This is a genomic window from Paenibacillus tyrphae, assembly GCF_000722545.1.
Classification (GTDB): domain Bacteria; phylum Bacillota; class Bacilli; order Paenibacillales; family NBRC-103111; genus Paenibacillus_G; species Paenibacillus_G tyrfis.
Window position 1 is genome coordinate 62,640 of the sequence record NZ_JNVM01000033.1, and the last position, 15,611, is coordinate 78,250.

Sequence of the window (15,611 nt, forward strand, 5' to 3'; positions counted from 1 at the left end):
ACTACATAATTATTTAATATTCCTGCCAGGCAGCCATTGATTTTCGCCGGAAATCAGAAAATTCCGCGTTTTCCTCGCAGAAGGACGGCATAAAAGCTTAAAAACTCGCTTTACCTCCTTTTGTTCCGCAGTTCCCTGCGGCGCTGACGATGAAAAAACAATTCATACATCACCGGCACGATGACCAGCGTCAGCAGCGTCGACGTAACCAAGCCCCCGATCACGACAACGGCAAGCCCTTTGGAAATCAAACTGCCCTCCGATTCGGTCAGCGCCAAAGGAATCAACGCGCAGACGGTAGCGAATGCGGTCATCAGAATAGGACGCAGCCGCGTTTTGCCCGCTTCGATAAGCGCCTCGCGTATGTTTAATCCGCTGTCGCGGTTTTGACGCACCCGGTCGATCAGTACAATCGCATTCGTCACGACGATGCCGACCAGCATCAACAGCCCGATCATGGCGCTGACTGACAGCGGCTCTCCGGTCAAATACAGGCCGAACGCAGCGCCAACCGGTACGAACAACAGCGAAGACAAGATGATGAACGGAACGCGCGCTTGGCCAAAGGTAACGAGCATCACCAAATAAACCAACCCGATGGCCGCGGCAATCGCCACGCCCAGATCCTTAAACGTCTTCTCCGTCTCGTCGCTACCGCCCCCGAAACCGAGCGTAACGCCATCCGGCAGCGGGACAGCGGAAGCCGCGTCCTTCACCTCCTGTGTCGCTTGACTGATGTTGTTTCCGGTCAGCTCCGCGCTGACCGCGGCGTAGGGCTTGCCGTCCAGCTTCTGAATCGCGGATACGGTATCGGATGCTTCGACGGCCGCGACATCGCGGAGCAGCACCGGGCCTTTTTTGCCAAACAGCGGCATTTGCTCCAGCTCGGCGACATTGGCAGGGCCCGCCGTATAGGTGGCCTGCAGCTTTTGCGGCTTGCCCTCCAGCTTGTACGTGCCGATCTCGACCGGCTTGGTCCGATCCGCGACGAGTCCGAGCACCAGTTGGGGGTCGACTCCCGCCGCAGCGGCTTTCCCGGGATCGATGCGGACGGTCCACTGCCGCTGCTTTTCGCGGAAATTGTTTTGCACCGAGCGCAGATAAGGTATCTGCTTCAGCCGGTCCTCCATCCGCTTGGCGGCTTCCCCCAGTTGGTCCGGTTGGCTGCCGAACAGCCGGACTTCGACGCTTGTTCCGGTCATAGAGCCGCCGGAGCTCATTTCCTGCACCGTTACGCTCCCCTCCGGCGAGCTCTTTTTAACGATGGCATCCATCTTGACCGCGAGCGTCTTAACAATGGCTTCGATATCGGCCGATCGATTCACGCTCATCATGTATTGCGCCTGATTTTCCTGCTTGAGACCGGAGCGGTAATCAAGCCCGCCAATGGTTGTAAATACGTATTCGAAGACGTTCGGCTGTTCGCGGAGCATCTTTTCAATTTCTTTGGATATTTCGTTCGTTTTCTGAAGCCGAGAAGCGGGCGGCAGCTGTACTCCGGCGGCGACGATCCTCTGTTTTTCGTTCGGCAGAAAAATAAATCCGAGCTTCGGCACCAGCAGAAGCGACCCGGCAAGCACCGCCAGCGAAACGGCGATGACGGACCATTTGTGCCGCAGCGCCGAGGTGAGCATTGCCGCATACCCCCGCTGCAACGCGCTTTCCCGCTCCTCCGTCTCCCGGATGCGGCCGAACGAAGCTTTGGCCAGAATCGGGACGAGCGTAACGGCGACAAGCAGCGAAGCAATGAGTGCAAAGACGACGGTCAGCGCGAACGGCTTAAAAAACGTTCCGGTAATCCCCCCTACGAAGCCGAGCGGTAAAAACACGACGACGGTCGTCAAGGTGGACGATGTGATCGCGCCCATAATCTCTTTGGTCGCATCCAGCGTAATTTGCGTCCGGTCTTCGCCGGGCTTTCTTTGGCTCATGCGCCTGTAAATATTTTCGATCACCACGATGCTGTCGTCGACCACCCGGCCTACCGCAACGGCCATGCCGCCCAGCGTCATGATGTTCAGAGTGATGTCCATTTGATTCAAGACGATCGATGCGATCAATAAAGACAAAGGAATAGATAAGACGGCGATGAGCGTCGCTCTTAGATTCCTCAGAAACAGAAGTACTGCCAAAGAGGCGAAAAGCGCTCCGTACAGCCCTTCTCTCTGCAGGCTTTCGACCGACTTTTTGATCCCTTCCGACTGATCGAAAGCGAGCGTGTAATCGATCCGGTCCCGGTGCTTATTCAGTACGGCGAATGCCTGATCGGCGATTTGGACCGTATTGGCATCCTGCTTTTTGGAAATGGATAGGGCCAGGGCGCTTTTGTCGTTGTAGCGTACCAGCTCGGATGCTTCCTCTATCGGCTGCACAGCGGCGATATCTTCCAGCGCGATCTCTGCAGGGACAGGTGGGAAACCCGTCTGGACATCGAGCGCAAGCCGCTTCAATTCCTGAATGCCTGCGGCGCGCTGCTCGACCCGGACCGGGATAACCAGATCGTTCTCGACAACGGAACCGGCCGGGAAGGATAAAAATAGCCCCTGCACTTTTTGCTGAATTTGGGTTAAGGTTAAATTATACGCTTTGGCTTGGGCGGGGTCGACGGCAATTCGGATATAGCTTTCCTTTAATCCGCCTGCCGCGACGCTGCTGACTCCGGAGATTTTTTCCAGTTCCGGCTGAATGTCCTGAACGATAAGCTCTTCAATGGAATCGCTCTGCTTCGAGAATATGGCCAGGTTTAGTATAGGCAGCGCGCTGAAATTCAATCGCGTCACTTTGGGCGTCACGCCTTCGGGAAGCTTCAGTCCCTTGAACGCGTCCTCTGCCTGACGGGAAGCCAGTTCCATATCCGTCCCGACCGGGTACTTCATCTGCACCACGGCGAAGCTTTCCATCGATTGGCTCGTTAACGATTCCAGGCCGCTGAGCGCTTTCAAGCTTCGTTCCAGCTCACGAATGACCCGCTCCTCCACATCGGCCGGAGATGCCCCGGGATACACAGCCTGCACCGTTAGCGTGGGCAGTTCCACATTCGGCAGCAGGTCCACTTTCAGGGACGTGAAAGCATATATTCCGCCGAGGATAAGCAGGATGGAGCCTAACACGATGGCGGCCGCATTTTTTAAGCTGAAACGGGTTAGTAGGTTCAATTCACTCTGACGCTCCTCGCTCAGGATGGAAAGCAAAGTCTCTTGCTCCAAGTTTGGGGTAAAAGGCGGCAGATTATACGAAGGAGGAATCCGCTGGATGAAAAATCATTTCATTCGTTTACGCCATACGGTCGGCGGGCTGGTTGCCGGGATTTTGCTCGCACTTGCCTCCGGCGCCCCCGCACAAGCCGAAGAAACGCCTGTCCCGATGCAGCTTCCTTCGTTCCCGGTTCAAGTGAACGGCCAAAAGATCGACAACGAGCAAAGGCCTTATCCCGTATTGACGTACAACAATATGGTCTATCTTCCAGTAAAGCCATTCGCGGACACCCTCGGGTTAGAAGTAACTTGGGACGCTGCCCGTGGGCTTAAGATTAGCCGCCGCGAGCGCCCTTCGGCGATACGGCCGACTGTTGAATCGAAGGAAAAAGCACCCGTAAGCCGGCGTTATGAAGCCGTACTGCCCGGATTCCCTATCGAAGTGAACGGTAAATCAGTTAACAACGCCAGCGAGCCGTATCCGCTGCTACTGGTGGATAATGTTTCCTATTTTCCGATGACCTGGCGTTTTACCCGTAACGAGTTCAGTTGGCGGACGGATTGGAGTGCGCAGGAAGGGTTTCAGCTTACAACGGAGCAGCAAAAGGTGCTGCACTGTATTATCGCCGAAGATACGGAAGCGCTCTATATGGAAGCCGAGTCAAACCGGATGCTGAAGGTGAACAAAGATTTGAAAGGCGATCCGTCCCCGATAGACGACAAAGTGAAAGCTGGCGTGAGTCAGTTAGCGGAAAATCGGAAGCCTGGCGTGCCTTTTGCCGGGGATTCGAAGCAAGCCGCCGTGCGCCTGGGGGATTCGGTCTATTACAACAACATTGAATTGATGTCGCTCAAGCCGATTCTGGAAAAAGCCGCTGCGTTCTACGAATCGCAAACGGAATATACGAATAAAGGACTGGACGTGCAATCCAAAATTATGAAGCTCGACGACCGGACGGTGCTCGCTGTCATCTCGGTCTCAAGCTTTCTGCACATCCCGGCTCCTTACACGCCCTATACGCACGAGGCTTTCGTCATTCGGGACGGGAAAGCTTCATCCGTGCCGGATTTGACCCAGGTGCCTACCCGCATCGTCCGTAACCCGGACGGTTCCTTCTGGATCGCCAGCGAAGCGGCAGACCGGATGACAAGCCGGACGCCGAACGTATACGGTCAGCTCGCACTGCTGGACACCTCGGGACAGCTTCACGGCATGAACACGAAGCTTGGGGAAAAAGACATCGATCTGCTGGCTTCCACCGCCGACGGCTTGACGGTCAAAGCCTACAGCGACCGTTTCAAAGCTTACCATGACAGCTTCATTCCGCTTGACGCGGAAGAACGGGAGACGTACTATCATTTGGACCTGCAGGGGAAAGAAACGCGGTTGTTTCTGTACAAAGGAGCAGGCAGAGGCTACGTGGACAGCAAGGGGCACATTTACGTCGTTGACCGTCAGGTGAACCGCATTTCCGACCTGACATCCGGGCAGAGCCGGATGTGGTGGGATTATGAGCTTAAACCGTAACCTCAAGCTAAAAAGGCTACTCCCGTTTATCGGCATAAGAAGCCGGAGATCGGGAAATAGCCTTTTTGATTTTCCGCCCTCGGAGGGCGGTGTATTAACGTTATTGCTCGGCAGATTCGGGCTGCGTCTCGGGCTGTTCCTCCGCAGCCGTATCCGCGCCATAGCCGATCTTCTCCTCGATGATCTGCCACAGCTCGTCTTTCCCGAGTCCCAATTCGGACGAAAATAGGACGACCGGGTCCGACTTGTCCGCTCCCAGCGTTTCCTTGACGATCTTGAGATGCTGCTGCCATTTGCTGCGCGGAATTTTATCCGCTTTCGTCGTCACGATGCAAAGCGGCGTGCCGTGATGCTTCAGCCACGAATACATCGCTTGGTCGTCTTTGGACGGCGGATGGCGAAGATCGATCACGAGCAGCACCAGCTTCAAAAATTCCCGGTTGAGCAAATAGTTTTCGATAAATTTGCCCCATTTATCACGTTCCGTTTTGGATACCTGCGCATACCCATACCCCGGCAAATCCACGAAGAACAAATCGGAATTAATTTTGTAATAGTTCAATTGCTGTGTTTTGCCTGGCTTGGAGCTGGTACGGGCCAAGTTTTTTCGGTTGATCATCCGGTTGATCAGCGAAGACTTCCCTACATTCGAACGCCCTGCCAGAGCAATCTCCGGCAAGGCATCCGTAGGGTACTGGCTCGGACCAACCGCGCTGATGATGAATTCAGCTTGATTGACCTTCATACGTTTCACTCATTTCTTGGTGGAGCGTTGGGAAGGATGGAAAGGATATTATTTCTTCCTTTCTGCCGAACCGGGAAAAAATGGCTACTCCACCGCTCTTGAAATTCAAGTTGTCTATTATTATCCTTGGCGGATACAACTTGATTTCAAAGGCGGCCGTAAACTTTCCGTATCCATTTCTTCCCTTTCCTTTCGAAAAGAACCAATAATAACCCAAACAATCCAACCCAACGCCTGTTATTATACGCCTACAGGCTTGACCAGAGCGTGTTCGAGCACTTCATCCATATGCGCGACCGGGATGAACGTCAGCTCGGAACGCACGCTCTCGGGAATTTCTTCGATGTCTTTGGCATTATCCTTCGGCAGCAGGACCGTGCGGATGCCGGCGCGGTGAGCGGCCAAGCATTTTTCCTTCAAGCCGCCGATCGGGAGCACGCGGCCGCGAAGCGTGATCTCGCCCGTCATCGCGACGTGACGCGAGACCGGGATATTGGTCAAGGCCGAGATGAGCGCCGTGCCCATCGCAATGCCGGCGGACGGGCCGTCCTTCGGGATGGCGCCTTCCGGCATATGCACGTGGACATCGTATTTTTCATGGAAGTCCGGCTGAATTCCGAATTGCTCGACCCGCGAACGGGTGTAGCTGAAAGCCGCCTGAGCGGATTCCTTCATGACGTCTCCGAGCTTTCCGGTAAGCGTCAGCTTGCCGCTGCCGGGCATCACCGTCACTTCGATAACGAGCGTGACCCCGCCGACCTCCGTCCAGGCAAGCCCGGTCACCGCGCCGACCTGATCGCGCTCTTCCACCATGCCGTAGCGGAATTTCGGCTGGCCAAGATACTCCTTCAGGTTGTCGGCCTTCACATAGACGGCAGAGGCTCCGCCCACGATTTCCTTGGCGGCCTTCCGGCAGATGGACGAAATTTGCTGCTCCAGGTTGCGGACGCCCGCCTCTCGGGTATATTCGCGCACCGTGCTCATGAGGGCGTCTTCGTCTACGACGAGCTGACCGTCCTGCAGCCCGTGATTTTCCTGCTGCCTCGGCAGCAAATAGTTACGCGCAATATGCAGCTTTTCGATTTCCGTGTATCCCGGAATGTACAGCACTTCCATCCGGTCAAGCAGCGGCCTCGGGATGTTGTGCACGGCGTTGGCCGTCGTCACGAACATGACGTTGGACAGGTCGAACGGCACTTCGACGAAGTGGTCGCTGAACGTGCTGTTTTGTTCCGGGTCCAATACTTCCAGCAGAGCGGAAGCCGGGTCACCGCGGAAATCCATCGCCATTTTATCGATTTCGTCCAACAGGAAGACGGGGTTATTCGTTCCCGCGTTTTTCATCCCTTGAATAATCCGGCCCGGCATCGCGCCCACATACGTACGGCGGTGTCCGCGGATTTCCGCTTCGTCGCGCACGCCGCCCAAGGAAATGCGTACAAACTGCCGGCCGAGCGACCTGGCGATCGAACGGGCGATCGACGTCTTCCCGACCCCGGGGGGGCCGACAAGGCACAGAATCGGTCCTTTGAGCTTCTTGACCAGCTTTTGCACGGCCAAATATTCAAGGACGCGCTCTTTCGGCTTCTCCAAGCCGTAATGATCCTGATTCAGAATTTCCTCGGCCTTGCGGATATCGAGGTCGTCCTCGGTCGATTGGGACCAAGGCAAGCCAAGCAGCCAGTCGATGTAGTTGCGGATGACCGAGCCTTCGGCGGAAGTCGCCGGCATCTTTTCGAGCCGGTCGATTTCCTTTTCGATCTTTTCCTTCACCTTCTCGGGCACGTCGCTTTGCGCAAGCTGGTTGCGCAGCTCTTCGACCTCTCCGGCCCGACCTTCTTTATCCCCGAGCTCCTTCTGAATCGCCTTCATTTGCTCGCGCAAGTAATATTCCTTCTGCGTCTTCTCCATCTGCTTCTTGACGCGCTGGCTGATCTTGCGTTCGAGCTCGAGCACTTCGCGCTCGTTGTTCAGGATACCGAGCAGCTTTTCGAGCCGGAGCCGGACATCCACGGTCTCTAAAATTTCCTGCTTATCTTTAATTTTTAACGATAAATGACTGCAAATCACGTCCGCGAGCCGCCCCGGTTCGTCAATATCGGATACGGCAGCCAACGTCTCCGGGGTCACTTTTTTCGAGAGATTGATATAATGTTCGAATTGGGTCAGCACCGTGCGCATCAGCGCGTCGATTTCGGGATCGGACGTTTCCTGCTCAGGGAGTTCCCTGACATGAACCTCGTAGTATTCGTCGTTAACCAAAAATTCCGCAATTTCGGCGCGAACGACGCCTTCCACAAGCACCCGAATCGTTCCGTTCGGCAGCTTGAGCATTTGCCGCACTTTCGATATCGTGCCGATCCGGTAAATATCCTCGGTTCTTGGCTCCTCGATATTCACCTCGGATTGCGAGCACAGCAGGATCATGCTGTCTTCGACCATAGCCTTCTCCAGGGCCCGTACCGACTTCTCCCTGCCCACATCCAAATGCAGAACCATGCTCGGATACACCAGCAGCCCCCGGAGCGGAAGCAGCGGCAAGCGGCGCAATTTCTGTTTGCTCGTTCCCATCCGCGAGCACCTCCAGACTATACTTACATGCATGTGATTTACATTTTATCAAAATTGATTTTAAAACACCAATCGGGGGCCGCCGGTTTCCGCTCTTACGAACAAAGAGACGCCAACCGCTCTATTCGAGCGCATCGGCGTGCAGAATCGTAACGGAGGCGCTGCTGACCGTCTCCTGTGGCATGATAGGAGGCTCGGCAGCCAGATGGGCGCTTTCAATGCCTAGGGCGTGATGAAGCAGCTCCTCCACCGAGTCGACCGGAATGACTTCCAGTCCGTTAAGCCCCGCAAAAACTTCCTGCCAGTTTTCCTTCGGAATGATGACTTTGGTCGCTCCGGCTTGAAAAGCAGCCTCGACTTTGGCGATAACGCCTCCTACCGGCTTTACCTTGCCGTGAATGCTGATTTCGCCCGTCATCGCCAGATGGTTGTCGACCGGAATCCGTTTGATGGCGGAAGCAATCGCCACGGCCATCGATACGCCGGCCGACGGTCCGTCAATCGGAATGCCGCCCGGAAAATTGATATGCATATCGTAATCGTAAGGCTGCATACCGAGCCGTCGCAAGACGGTAAGCACGTTCTCGACGGAGCCGCGCGCCATGCTTTTGCGACGCAGCGTCCGCGACCCGCCGCCCATCTCTTCCTCATCCACGACACCGGTAATCGTAAACTGGCCTGTACCCGACTGCACCGCCGGAATGGCGCTCACTTCAATGTCAAGCAGCATTCCGAGATTCGGTCCGTATACGGCCAATCCGTTAACCAGCCCGATTTCCGGACGCTGGGGAACTTTTTTCTCCGGCCTAGGCGGAATTTGCGAGCTGTTGACAACCCATTCGATGTCGGCGGCCGACAGCTCTCTCCGCTGATCGGTCAGCGCCATCCCTGCCGCCAGCTGAATAATATTTACAGCTTCGCGCCCGTTGGTCGCATATTTCTTAACGACCTCAATAGCGGAAGGACAATCAGGAAATCCGATTTTTTTCAGCGCTTTGGCGGCAATCGAGCCGACTTCTTCCGGCAGCAGCGGGCGGAAATAAATTTCCATACAGCGCGAGCGGATCGCCGGAGGCAGCTCCTGCGGGTTGCGCGTCGTTGCCCCGACGAGCCGAAAATCCGCAGGCAGGCCGTTCTGGAACACATCGTGAATATAACTCGGCACATTCGTGTCTTCGGAATTGTAATACGCGCTTTCCAAAAATACTTTGCGGTCTTCAAGCACCTTTAATAATTTATTCATCTGATGCGGATGCAATTCACCGATCTCGTCAATGAACAAAATCCCGCCGTGCGCCTTCGTTACTGCCCCGGGTTTGGGCTGCGGAATGCCGGCAACTCCCATGGCTCCTGCTCCTTGATAAATCGGATCGTGAACCGAACCGATTAACGGATCGGCAATGCCCCGCTCATCAAACCGCGCCGTCGTCGCATCAATCTCGGTAAATTTGGCGTCCGGACGAAACGGCGATTCCGGATTTTTCTTCGCTTCCTCCAACACGACGCGGGCCGCGGCCGTCTTGCCCACGCCGGGCGGGCCGTAGATGATCACATGCTGCGGATTGGCGCCGCACAGAGCCGCTTTCAGGGCACGCAGCCCTTCCTTTTGCCCGACGATGTCCTCCATGGAAGTCGGTCTTGTTTTTTCGGCTAACGGTTTATTTAAAGAGACGGATCGCAGCCTGCGCAGCTTCTCCAGCTCTTTCTTCGATTCCTTATCGACGGCGGAACGGTTCGTCTGCTGATTGCGCAGCAAATTCCAAAAATACATACCGATTACGATGGCAAAAAACAACTGGATAACCATCAAAACCACGCTGATATTCAATCTAATCCCTCCTGTTGCTCACGGCCGTCAGAACGGCCGCTACGGCATTCATATAATTGGTAGTATTGCCCTGTCATGGTAGCATTAATCGCTGCACTTTAAGAAACTTTTTGGGGAATGCTAAATCCATGTATACGAAGTAAGCTGCGGACGATTTTATTCGAAAGGAGGGGCAGCGGATGCCGTGGCCGAATCTATGGAATCGGGCGATGAAACTTGCCGTTGCCGCAATGCTGGCGCTGACCGTTCTGACTTTCCAAGCCGGACATGCGGAAGCGGCGGTGCCTGAATCCTGGTACTTGCCGGAGCTGAAATCTGCCAATCCCGCCATCTCGAGCGTCGACGTCTTAATCGACGTAGGTCACGGCGGAATCGACGGAGGCACCTCGTACGGTGACTTGCTGGAAAAAGATATCAACTTGACGATCGCCAAAAAAACGTACGAAACTTTGCGCAGAAAAGGGTACGTCGTCTTGATGAACCGGATGGACGATTACGCGCTAAGCGGAGAAAATTTATGGTTAAAAAGCCGTTCGAGACATATCAAGGACTTGGCCCAGCGCAGCCATCTGTGCAATGAGATCAAGCCGAAAATAATGATCAGTCTGCACGTCAATTCTGGCCGTAATTCCTCTAAACGAGGCGCGATCCTCATTCATCAGGCGAAACCGCAAAGCGAGCAGCTCGCAAAAGCCGTGCAAGCAACGCTGAACGCGCTATACGGTACGGACGACAAGCCTGTGCCGGGCCGTACGTTTTATTTGTTGAAGTATTCGAAGGCGCCTACGGTTATCGTCGAAATGGGGTTTATTACGAATGCCGAAGACCGCCGGATGCTAACCGAAGTCCAGTCCCAGCAGCGAATTGCGGACGCAATCGCTGCAGGCGTCGAGCAGTACTTGCAGCAGCAAAAAAAGTAAAAGACCGCGTTGGCAAGCCGTTTCACGGCAGGTGCGCGGTCTTTTACTTTTTTTGCATTGAGACTGTTATTTCATCAATTGCGATGCCGGTACGAAATGTCCGCCAAGCTGCTGCAGGGTCGGAATCGATTGTTTTAAAATTTCGGAGGTATGCTTCCCCGGCGGACCGACATGACCGATGACAATCGTGCTGTCATTTTCGCGGACGAGTTTCTGCAGCTTTACCGCCTGCTTGAGTATATGGCTCCGGGTGTAAGTATCATCCATGAACAAATTATTTTCCGCCGTGCGTACGCCAATTTCTTTCGCCAGCTTACCGATAACGCTCTTGTCGGTCGTCCGGCTGTCCAAAAAATACAAGTTGCGCTCTTTGCATACGGTCAGCACAATTCGCATGACCCGTTCGTCGGACGTCGCCTTCGATCCCATGTGATTATTGATGCCTACTGCATGTGGCACATCCTCAATGGCGGCAATGACTCTTCGCCGGACTTCATCGTCGGGAAGTCTCGTGGTTATCGCACCGGGACCAAGCCATTCCGGTTTTCCGTTCCGCGGCTCCATCGGCAGGTGTACGATGACCTCCTTGCCAAGCTTATGCGCCCATTCCGCATCGCGCTTCGTTGTCGGCAGAAAAGGCATGACCGCCGCAACAAACGGAATCGGCAGCTCCATCATTTGTTCAGTTCCCGCTTGGCCGTTGCCGAAATCATCGATGACGATGGCGATTTGCTTCGTTCCTGCCGCCGGGTCGATGGCTGTGTACTGCCCGGCTGCGGTGGCCGGAATGATGAGGCATAGACAAAGCCATCCTGTGACGGATGCCCACCATTTCCTTCTCATGGACCGCACCTCCTTATCCGTAATTTCCTAATCTCATTGTTTGCAGTACGCCGCAAACCTATACGAAGGATTTCTAATTTTGGATTTAGACTCCTTTTTAGTAAATTATTCTATTTTAATTATTTATCTACTATAATAGTAATATCGACCAAATTATTGTTGATGCGAGTCTATTAAAGGAAGGATGATACGAATGGAGTCTGCCAAAGAGTTATCGAAAGCTATAGCCCCCGTCAAGGAATTGTCTGCAAAAGAAACGCAAATCGATCCTTTTCCGTTTTTTCGCCGATGCCGCGAGTCCACTCCCGTACGTTACGATACCCAGAGGGAATGCTGGGATATTTTTCGTTATGATGATGTGTACAACGTGCTCAAAGATCACACTACATTCTCTTCGGTAAGACCGATTAAAGGCCCTGTCCTGCTTGGAAGCATCATAGGGATGGACCCGCCCAAGCATATGCAGATGCGTAGCATCGTGAGCAAAGCGTTTACCCCGAAATCGATCGAGGAATTAGGTCCGCGCATTGCATCCATTACCGAAGAATTATTGAGCGTGGTTGCAAATGAAGTCACGATGGATTTGGTTCACGATCTGGCCGTTCCCCTGCCCGTCATCGTCATTGCCGAGCTGCTGGGGGTCCCGGCACAAGACCGCCAGCTTTTCAAAGAATGGTCGGATTCGATAGTTAAAGGGCCGGAATCCGGGGATAAAGAAGACATGCACCGGCTTTATCTGGAAAGAGAGAAAACCCGGCGCGAATTGGACGACTATTTTCTGAAAGTCATTGCGGAGCGCCGAAATCGTCCGGAGGATGATCTGGTTACAAAATTGGTGGAAGCCGAAGTGAACGGCGAGCGCTTAAACGATATGGAAATTGTAGAGTTTTGCATTTTGCTGCTTGCCGCCGGCAACGAGACGACGACCAATCTGATTACCAATTCGGTACGAAGACTGGCCGAGAACCCGGCCCTGCAGGCAACACTCCACGATCAACCGGCTTTGATCGAGAGCTTTATCGAAGAAGTTCTAAGGTACTATCCGCCGGTTCTATCTCTAAGCCGTTATGCGACCAAAGACGTTCAAATCGGAAACGTCGAAATCCGGAAAGGTGAACTCATTATTCCCTGGATCGGTTCAGCCAATCGGGACGAAAACAAGTTTCCCGCTGCCGATCAGTTTATCGAGGACCGGACGCCCAATCCGCACATGTCCTTCGGCTTCGGCAATCATTTTTGTTTGGGAGCACCTTTGGCCCGGTTGGAAGCTAAAATAGCGCTTCGCATCATCTCGAATCGAATGACGAATATCCGCTTTGCGGATCATTTCGAATTTAAACCGATCCGCAGTCCTTTTGTCTATGGTGTGGAGGAGCTTCCGATACTTTTCGATACCAACCTTTAAACAAATAGAAATACACCCGCCAATGCCGGGCGGAAAGCCGTAACTCGCTTCCCTCCGCCTGCAATGTGCGGGTGTATTTATGATGTGCTCTATTAAATCGCTGCGTGATGCTTTCTTCCGGGAATTTCGCCCGTACGCTCGAAATGCTCGACGATGATGTCGATTTCCTTCTTCAGCTCGGACAGCAGCTCAGCTTCCGGAACTTTGCGGATCATCTCGCCGTAGCGGAACAATAAGCCTTCGCCGCGGGCTCCGGCAATACCGATATCGGCTTCTCTAGCTTCGCCCGGGCCGTTCACCGCGCAGCCGAGGACGGACACTTTAATCGGCACCTTCAGCTTGGAGATATACTCTTCCACCTCATTCGCGATAGAAAACAGATCGATATCCAATCGGCCGCAGGTCGGGCAAGATACCAACGTGGCGGCATTCGTGATCAATCCGAACGACTTCAGCAGCTCGCGGCATACTTTGACTTCCTCAACCGGATCCGCGCTGAGCGAAATCCGGATCGTCGAACCGAGCCCCATACTTAGCAGCGCGCCCAAGCCTGCCGCGCTTTTCACCGTGCCGGAGAACAGCGTCCCGGCCTCCGTAATGCCAAGGTGCAGCGGGTAGCGGAAGGCTGCGGCAGCTTTCGTATAAGCGGCAATCGCCATCGGGACGTCGGATGCCTTCAGCGAGACGATGATGTCTCGAAAATCGAGCTCTTCGAGAATGTTGATATGGTACAAGGCGCTTTCGACCATCGCTTCCGGCGTCGGGTAGCCGTACTTTTCCAGCAAATGGTTCTCAAGCGAACCGGCGTTGACGCCGATGCGGATCGGAATCCCCCGCTCCTTGCAGGCCTTGACGACGGCTTCCACCTTCTCGCGGCGGCCGATGTTCCCCGGATTGATTCTTACTTTGTCAATCCCGTTCTCAATGGCCTGCAAAGCGAGCCGGTAATCAAAATGAATATCAGCCACAAGCGGGATGGAGATCTGCTTCTTGATCTCTTTGATCGCTTCCGCCGCTTCCTTATTGTTGACCGTAACGCGGACGATCTGGCATCCCACTTCTTCCAGCCGGTGAATCTCGGCCACTGTAGCCTTTACATCCGCTGTCTTGGTCGTACACATGCTCTGGATGATCACGTCATTGCTGCCGCCGATGGTTAGATTGCCGACTTTAACCGGAACCGTTTCCGTTCTATGGAACATGTGTTTTCTTCTCTCCCATGATGCCAAACATCCTCCGCTCCGCGGGACGAATCATCGGTCCTGCAGATTGGAGGCGTTTAGTTTTTTTGTATATCCGGCGCTTACGCGCTTTCTTCTTTTTTCTTAATGGACTGGCCGTCCGCTGCGGTGATCTGAGGTATGATCTTCGCTTGTACGGCTTCCTTGGTGACGATGCACTTGGAGTTCTCCGTGCGGGATGGCGCCTCGTACATCACTTCCAGCATAATGCCTTCGATAATGGCGCGAAGCCCCCTCGCTCCGGTATTGCGCTTAATCGCTTCTTTCGCAATTTCCTCCAGCGCCTCCGGTTCGAACTCAAGGGACACGTTATCCATCTCCAGCATCTTCTGATACTGCTTGACAAGAGCGTTTTTAGGCTCGGTCAAAATACGGACGAGCGCTGCTTCGTCCAGCGGTTCTAGCGTCGAGATGACTGGCAGACGGCCCACGAATTCCGGAATCAAACCGAATTTCAACAGGTCTTCCGGAAGCACAAGGGACAAGTATTCGCCCGGCTTCAGATCGGCTTTATGACCGTCCGTGCCGAAGCCTATCACCTTTTTGCCGATCCGGCGCTTAATGATCTGCTCAAGCCCGTCGAACGCCCCGCCGCAAATGAACAGGATGTTCGTCGTATCGATTTGGATAAATTCCTGATGCGGATGCTTGCGTCCGCCTTGAGGCGGTACCGATGCAACCGTGCCTTCCAAAATTTTCAGAAGAGCTTGCTGCACGCCTTCGCCCGAAACGTCGCGGGTGATGGACGGATTCTCCGATTTGCGGGCCACTTTATCGATTTCGTCGATATAAATAATGCCGCGCTCGGCTTTTTCCACATCGTAATCGGCCGCTTGAATGAGCTTCAGCAAAATGTTTTCGACGTCTTCCCCTACGTAGCCGGCTTCCGTCAAAGACGTTGCATCGGCGATCGCAAACGGAACGTTCAAAATTTTGGCTAATGTTTGGGCCAGCAGCGTTTTCCCGCTGCCTGTCGGACCGACAAGGACGATGTTCGACTTTTGCAGTTCGACATCTTCGAGCTTGCTTTGCTGCGAGTTGATCCGTTTGTAATGGTTGTATACGGCAACCGACAGCGATTTTTTGGCCTGTTCTTGCCCGATGACGTAGGAATCCAGAATCGCGCGGATTTCCTTCGGTTTCGGTACGTCTTTCAGGTCGAGCTCTTCCTCGTGACCCAATTCTTCCTCAACGATTTCCGTGCAAAGCTCGATGCACTCGTCGCATATATAAACGCCGGGCCCGGCAACCAGCTTGCGCACCTGCTCCTGGGATTTTCCGCAGAACGAGCACTTGAGCTGGCCTTTTTCATCGTTAAATTTAAACATGGGATCAC

General features: G+C 54.0%; 10 protein-coding genes. 3 read left to right on the forward strand and 7 right to left on the reverse strand.

Going from position 1 to position 15,611, the window contains the following annotated elements:
• Positions 1–110 precede the first annotated feature (110 nt).
• Positions 111–3,155, reverse strand: a complete 3,045-nt coding sequence (locus ET33_RS29730) for an efflux RND transporter permease subunit (RefSeq protein WP_036690937.1) — start codon at positions 3,153–3,155, stop codon at positions 111–113.
• A gap of 97 nt (positions 3,156–3,252) precedes the next feature.
• On the opposite strand from ET33_RS29730, the gene ET33_RS29735 reads away from it, so the two are divergent.
• Positions 3,253–4,722 (forward strand): hypothetical protein, encoded by a 1,470-nt coding sequence (locus tag ET33_RS29735; RefSeq protein ID WP_036690647.1) that lies wholly within the window; start codon positions 3,253–3,255, stop codon positions 4,720–4,722.
• Between the two features lie 100 nt (positions 4,723–4,822).
• On the opposite strand, the gene yihA is transcribed toward ET33_RS29735, so the two are convergent.
• The 3 genes from yihA to lonB all read right to left on the reverse strand — a co-directional run bounded on the left by yihA (position 4,823) and on the right by lonB (position 9,866).
• On the reverse strand, positions 4,823–5,467 hold the full coding sequence (gene yihA / locus ET33_RS29740; protein WP_036690649.1) for a ribosome biogenesis GTP-binding protein YihA/YsxC: 645 nt from the start codon (positions 5,465–5,467) through the stop codon (positions 4,823–4,825).
• A gap of 240 nt (positions 5,468–5,707) precedes the next feature.
• On the reverse strand, positions 5,708–8,038 hold the full coding sequence (gene lon, locus ET33_RS29745) for an endopeptidase La (protein WP_036690651.1): 2,331 nt from the start codon (positions 8,036–8,038) through the stop codon (positions 5,708–5,710).
• Between the two features lie 121 nt (positions 8,039–8,159).
• Positions 8,160–9,866, reverse strand: coding sequence for an ATP-dependent protease LonB (gene lonB / locus ET33_RS29750; protein ID WP_200879249.1), 1,707 nt, complete (start codon positions 9,864–9,866; stop codon positions 8,160–8,162).
• A 179-nt stretch (positions 9,867–10,045) separates the two neighbouring features.
• Between lonB and ET33_RS29755 the strand changes: the two genes are divergently transcribed.
• Positions 10,046–10,786 carry an N-acetylmuramoyl-L-alanine amidase family protein gene (locus tag ET33_RS29755; protein ID WP_036690659.1) on the forward strand — a complete coding sequence of 247 codons (741 nt, stop codon included), beginning with the start codon at positions 10,046–10,048 and terminating at the stop codon, positions 10,784–10,786.
• 66 nt (positions 10,787–10,852) lie between these two features.
• Here ET33_RS29755 and ET33_RS29760 read toward each other — a convergent pair whose 3' ends face one another.
• On the reverse strand, positions 10,853–11,629 hold the full coding sequence (locus ET33_RS29760; RefSeq protein ID WP_036690661.1) for a divergent polysaccharide deacetylase family protein: 777 nt from the start codon (positions 11,627–11,629) through the stop codon (positions 10,853–10,855).
• Positions 11,630–11,822: 193 nt separating this feature from the next.
• Between ET33_RS29760 and ET33_RS29765 the strand changes: the two genes are divergently transcribed.
• The gene (locus ET33_RS29765) at positions 11,823–13,034 is read left to right on the forward strand and encodes a cytochrome P450 (protein WP_036690664.1); all 1,212 of its coding nucleotides are present in this window, start codon (positions 11,823–11,825) and stop codon (positions 13,032–13,034) included.
• 92 nt (positions 13,035–13,126) lie between these two features.
• On the opposite strand, the gene ispG is transcribed toward ET33_RS29765, so the two are convergent.
• Both ispG and clpX read right to left on the reverse strand, forming a co-directional pair.
• Positions 13,127–14,236, reverse strand: coding sequence for a flavodoxin-dependent (E)-4-hydroxy-3-methylbut-2-enyl-diphosphate synthase (ispG, locus tag ET33_RS29770; RefSeq protein WP_036690667.1), 1,110 nt, complete (start codon positions 14,234–14,236; stop codon positions 13,127–13,129).
• 101 nt (positions 14,237–14,337) lie between these two features.
• Complete coding sequence (gene clpX, locus ET33_RS29775; RefSeq protein ID WP_036690670.1) at positions 14,338–15,603, reverse strand: ATP-dependent protease ATP-binding subunit ClpX; 1,266 nt, start codon at positions 15,601–15,603, stop codon at positions 14,338–14,340.
• Positions 15,604–15,611 lie beyond the last annotated feature (8 nt).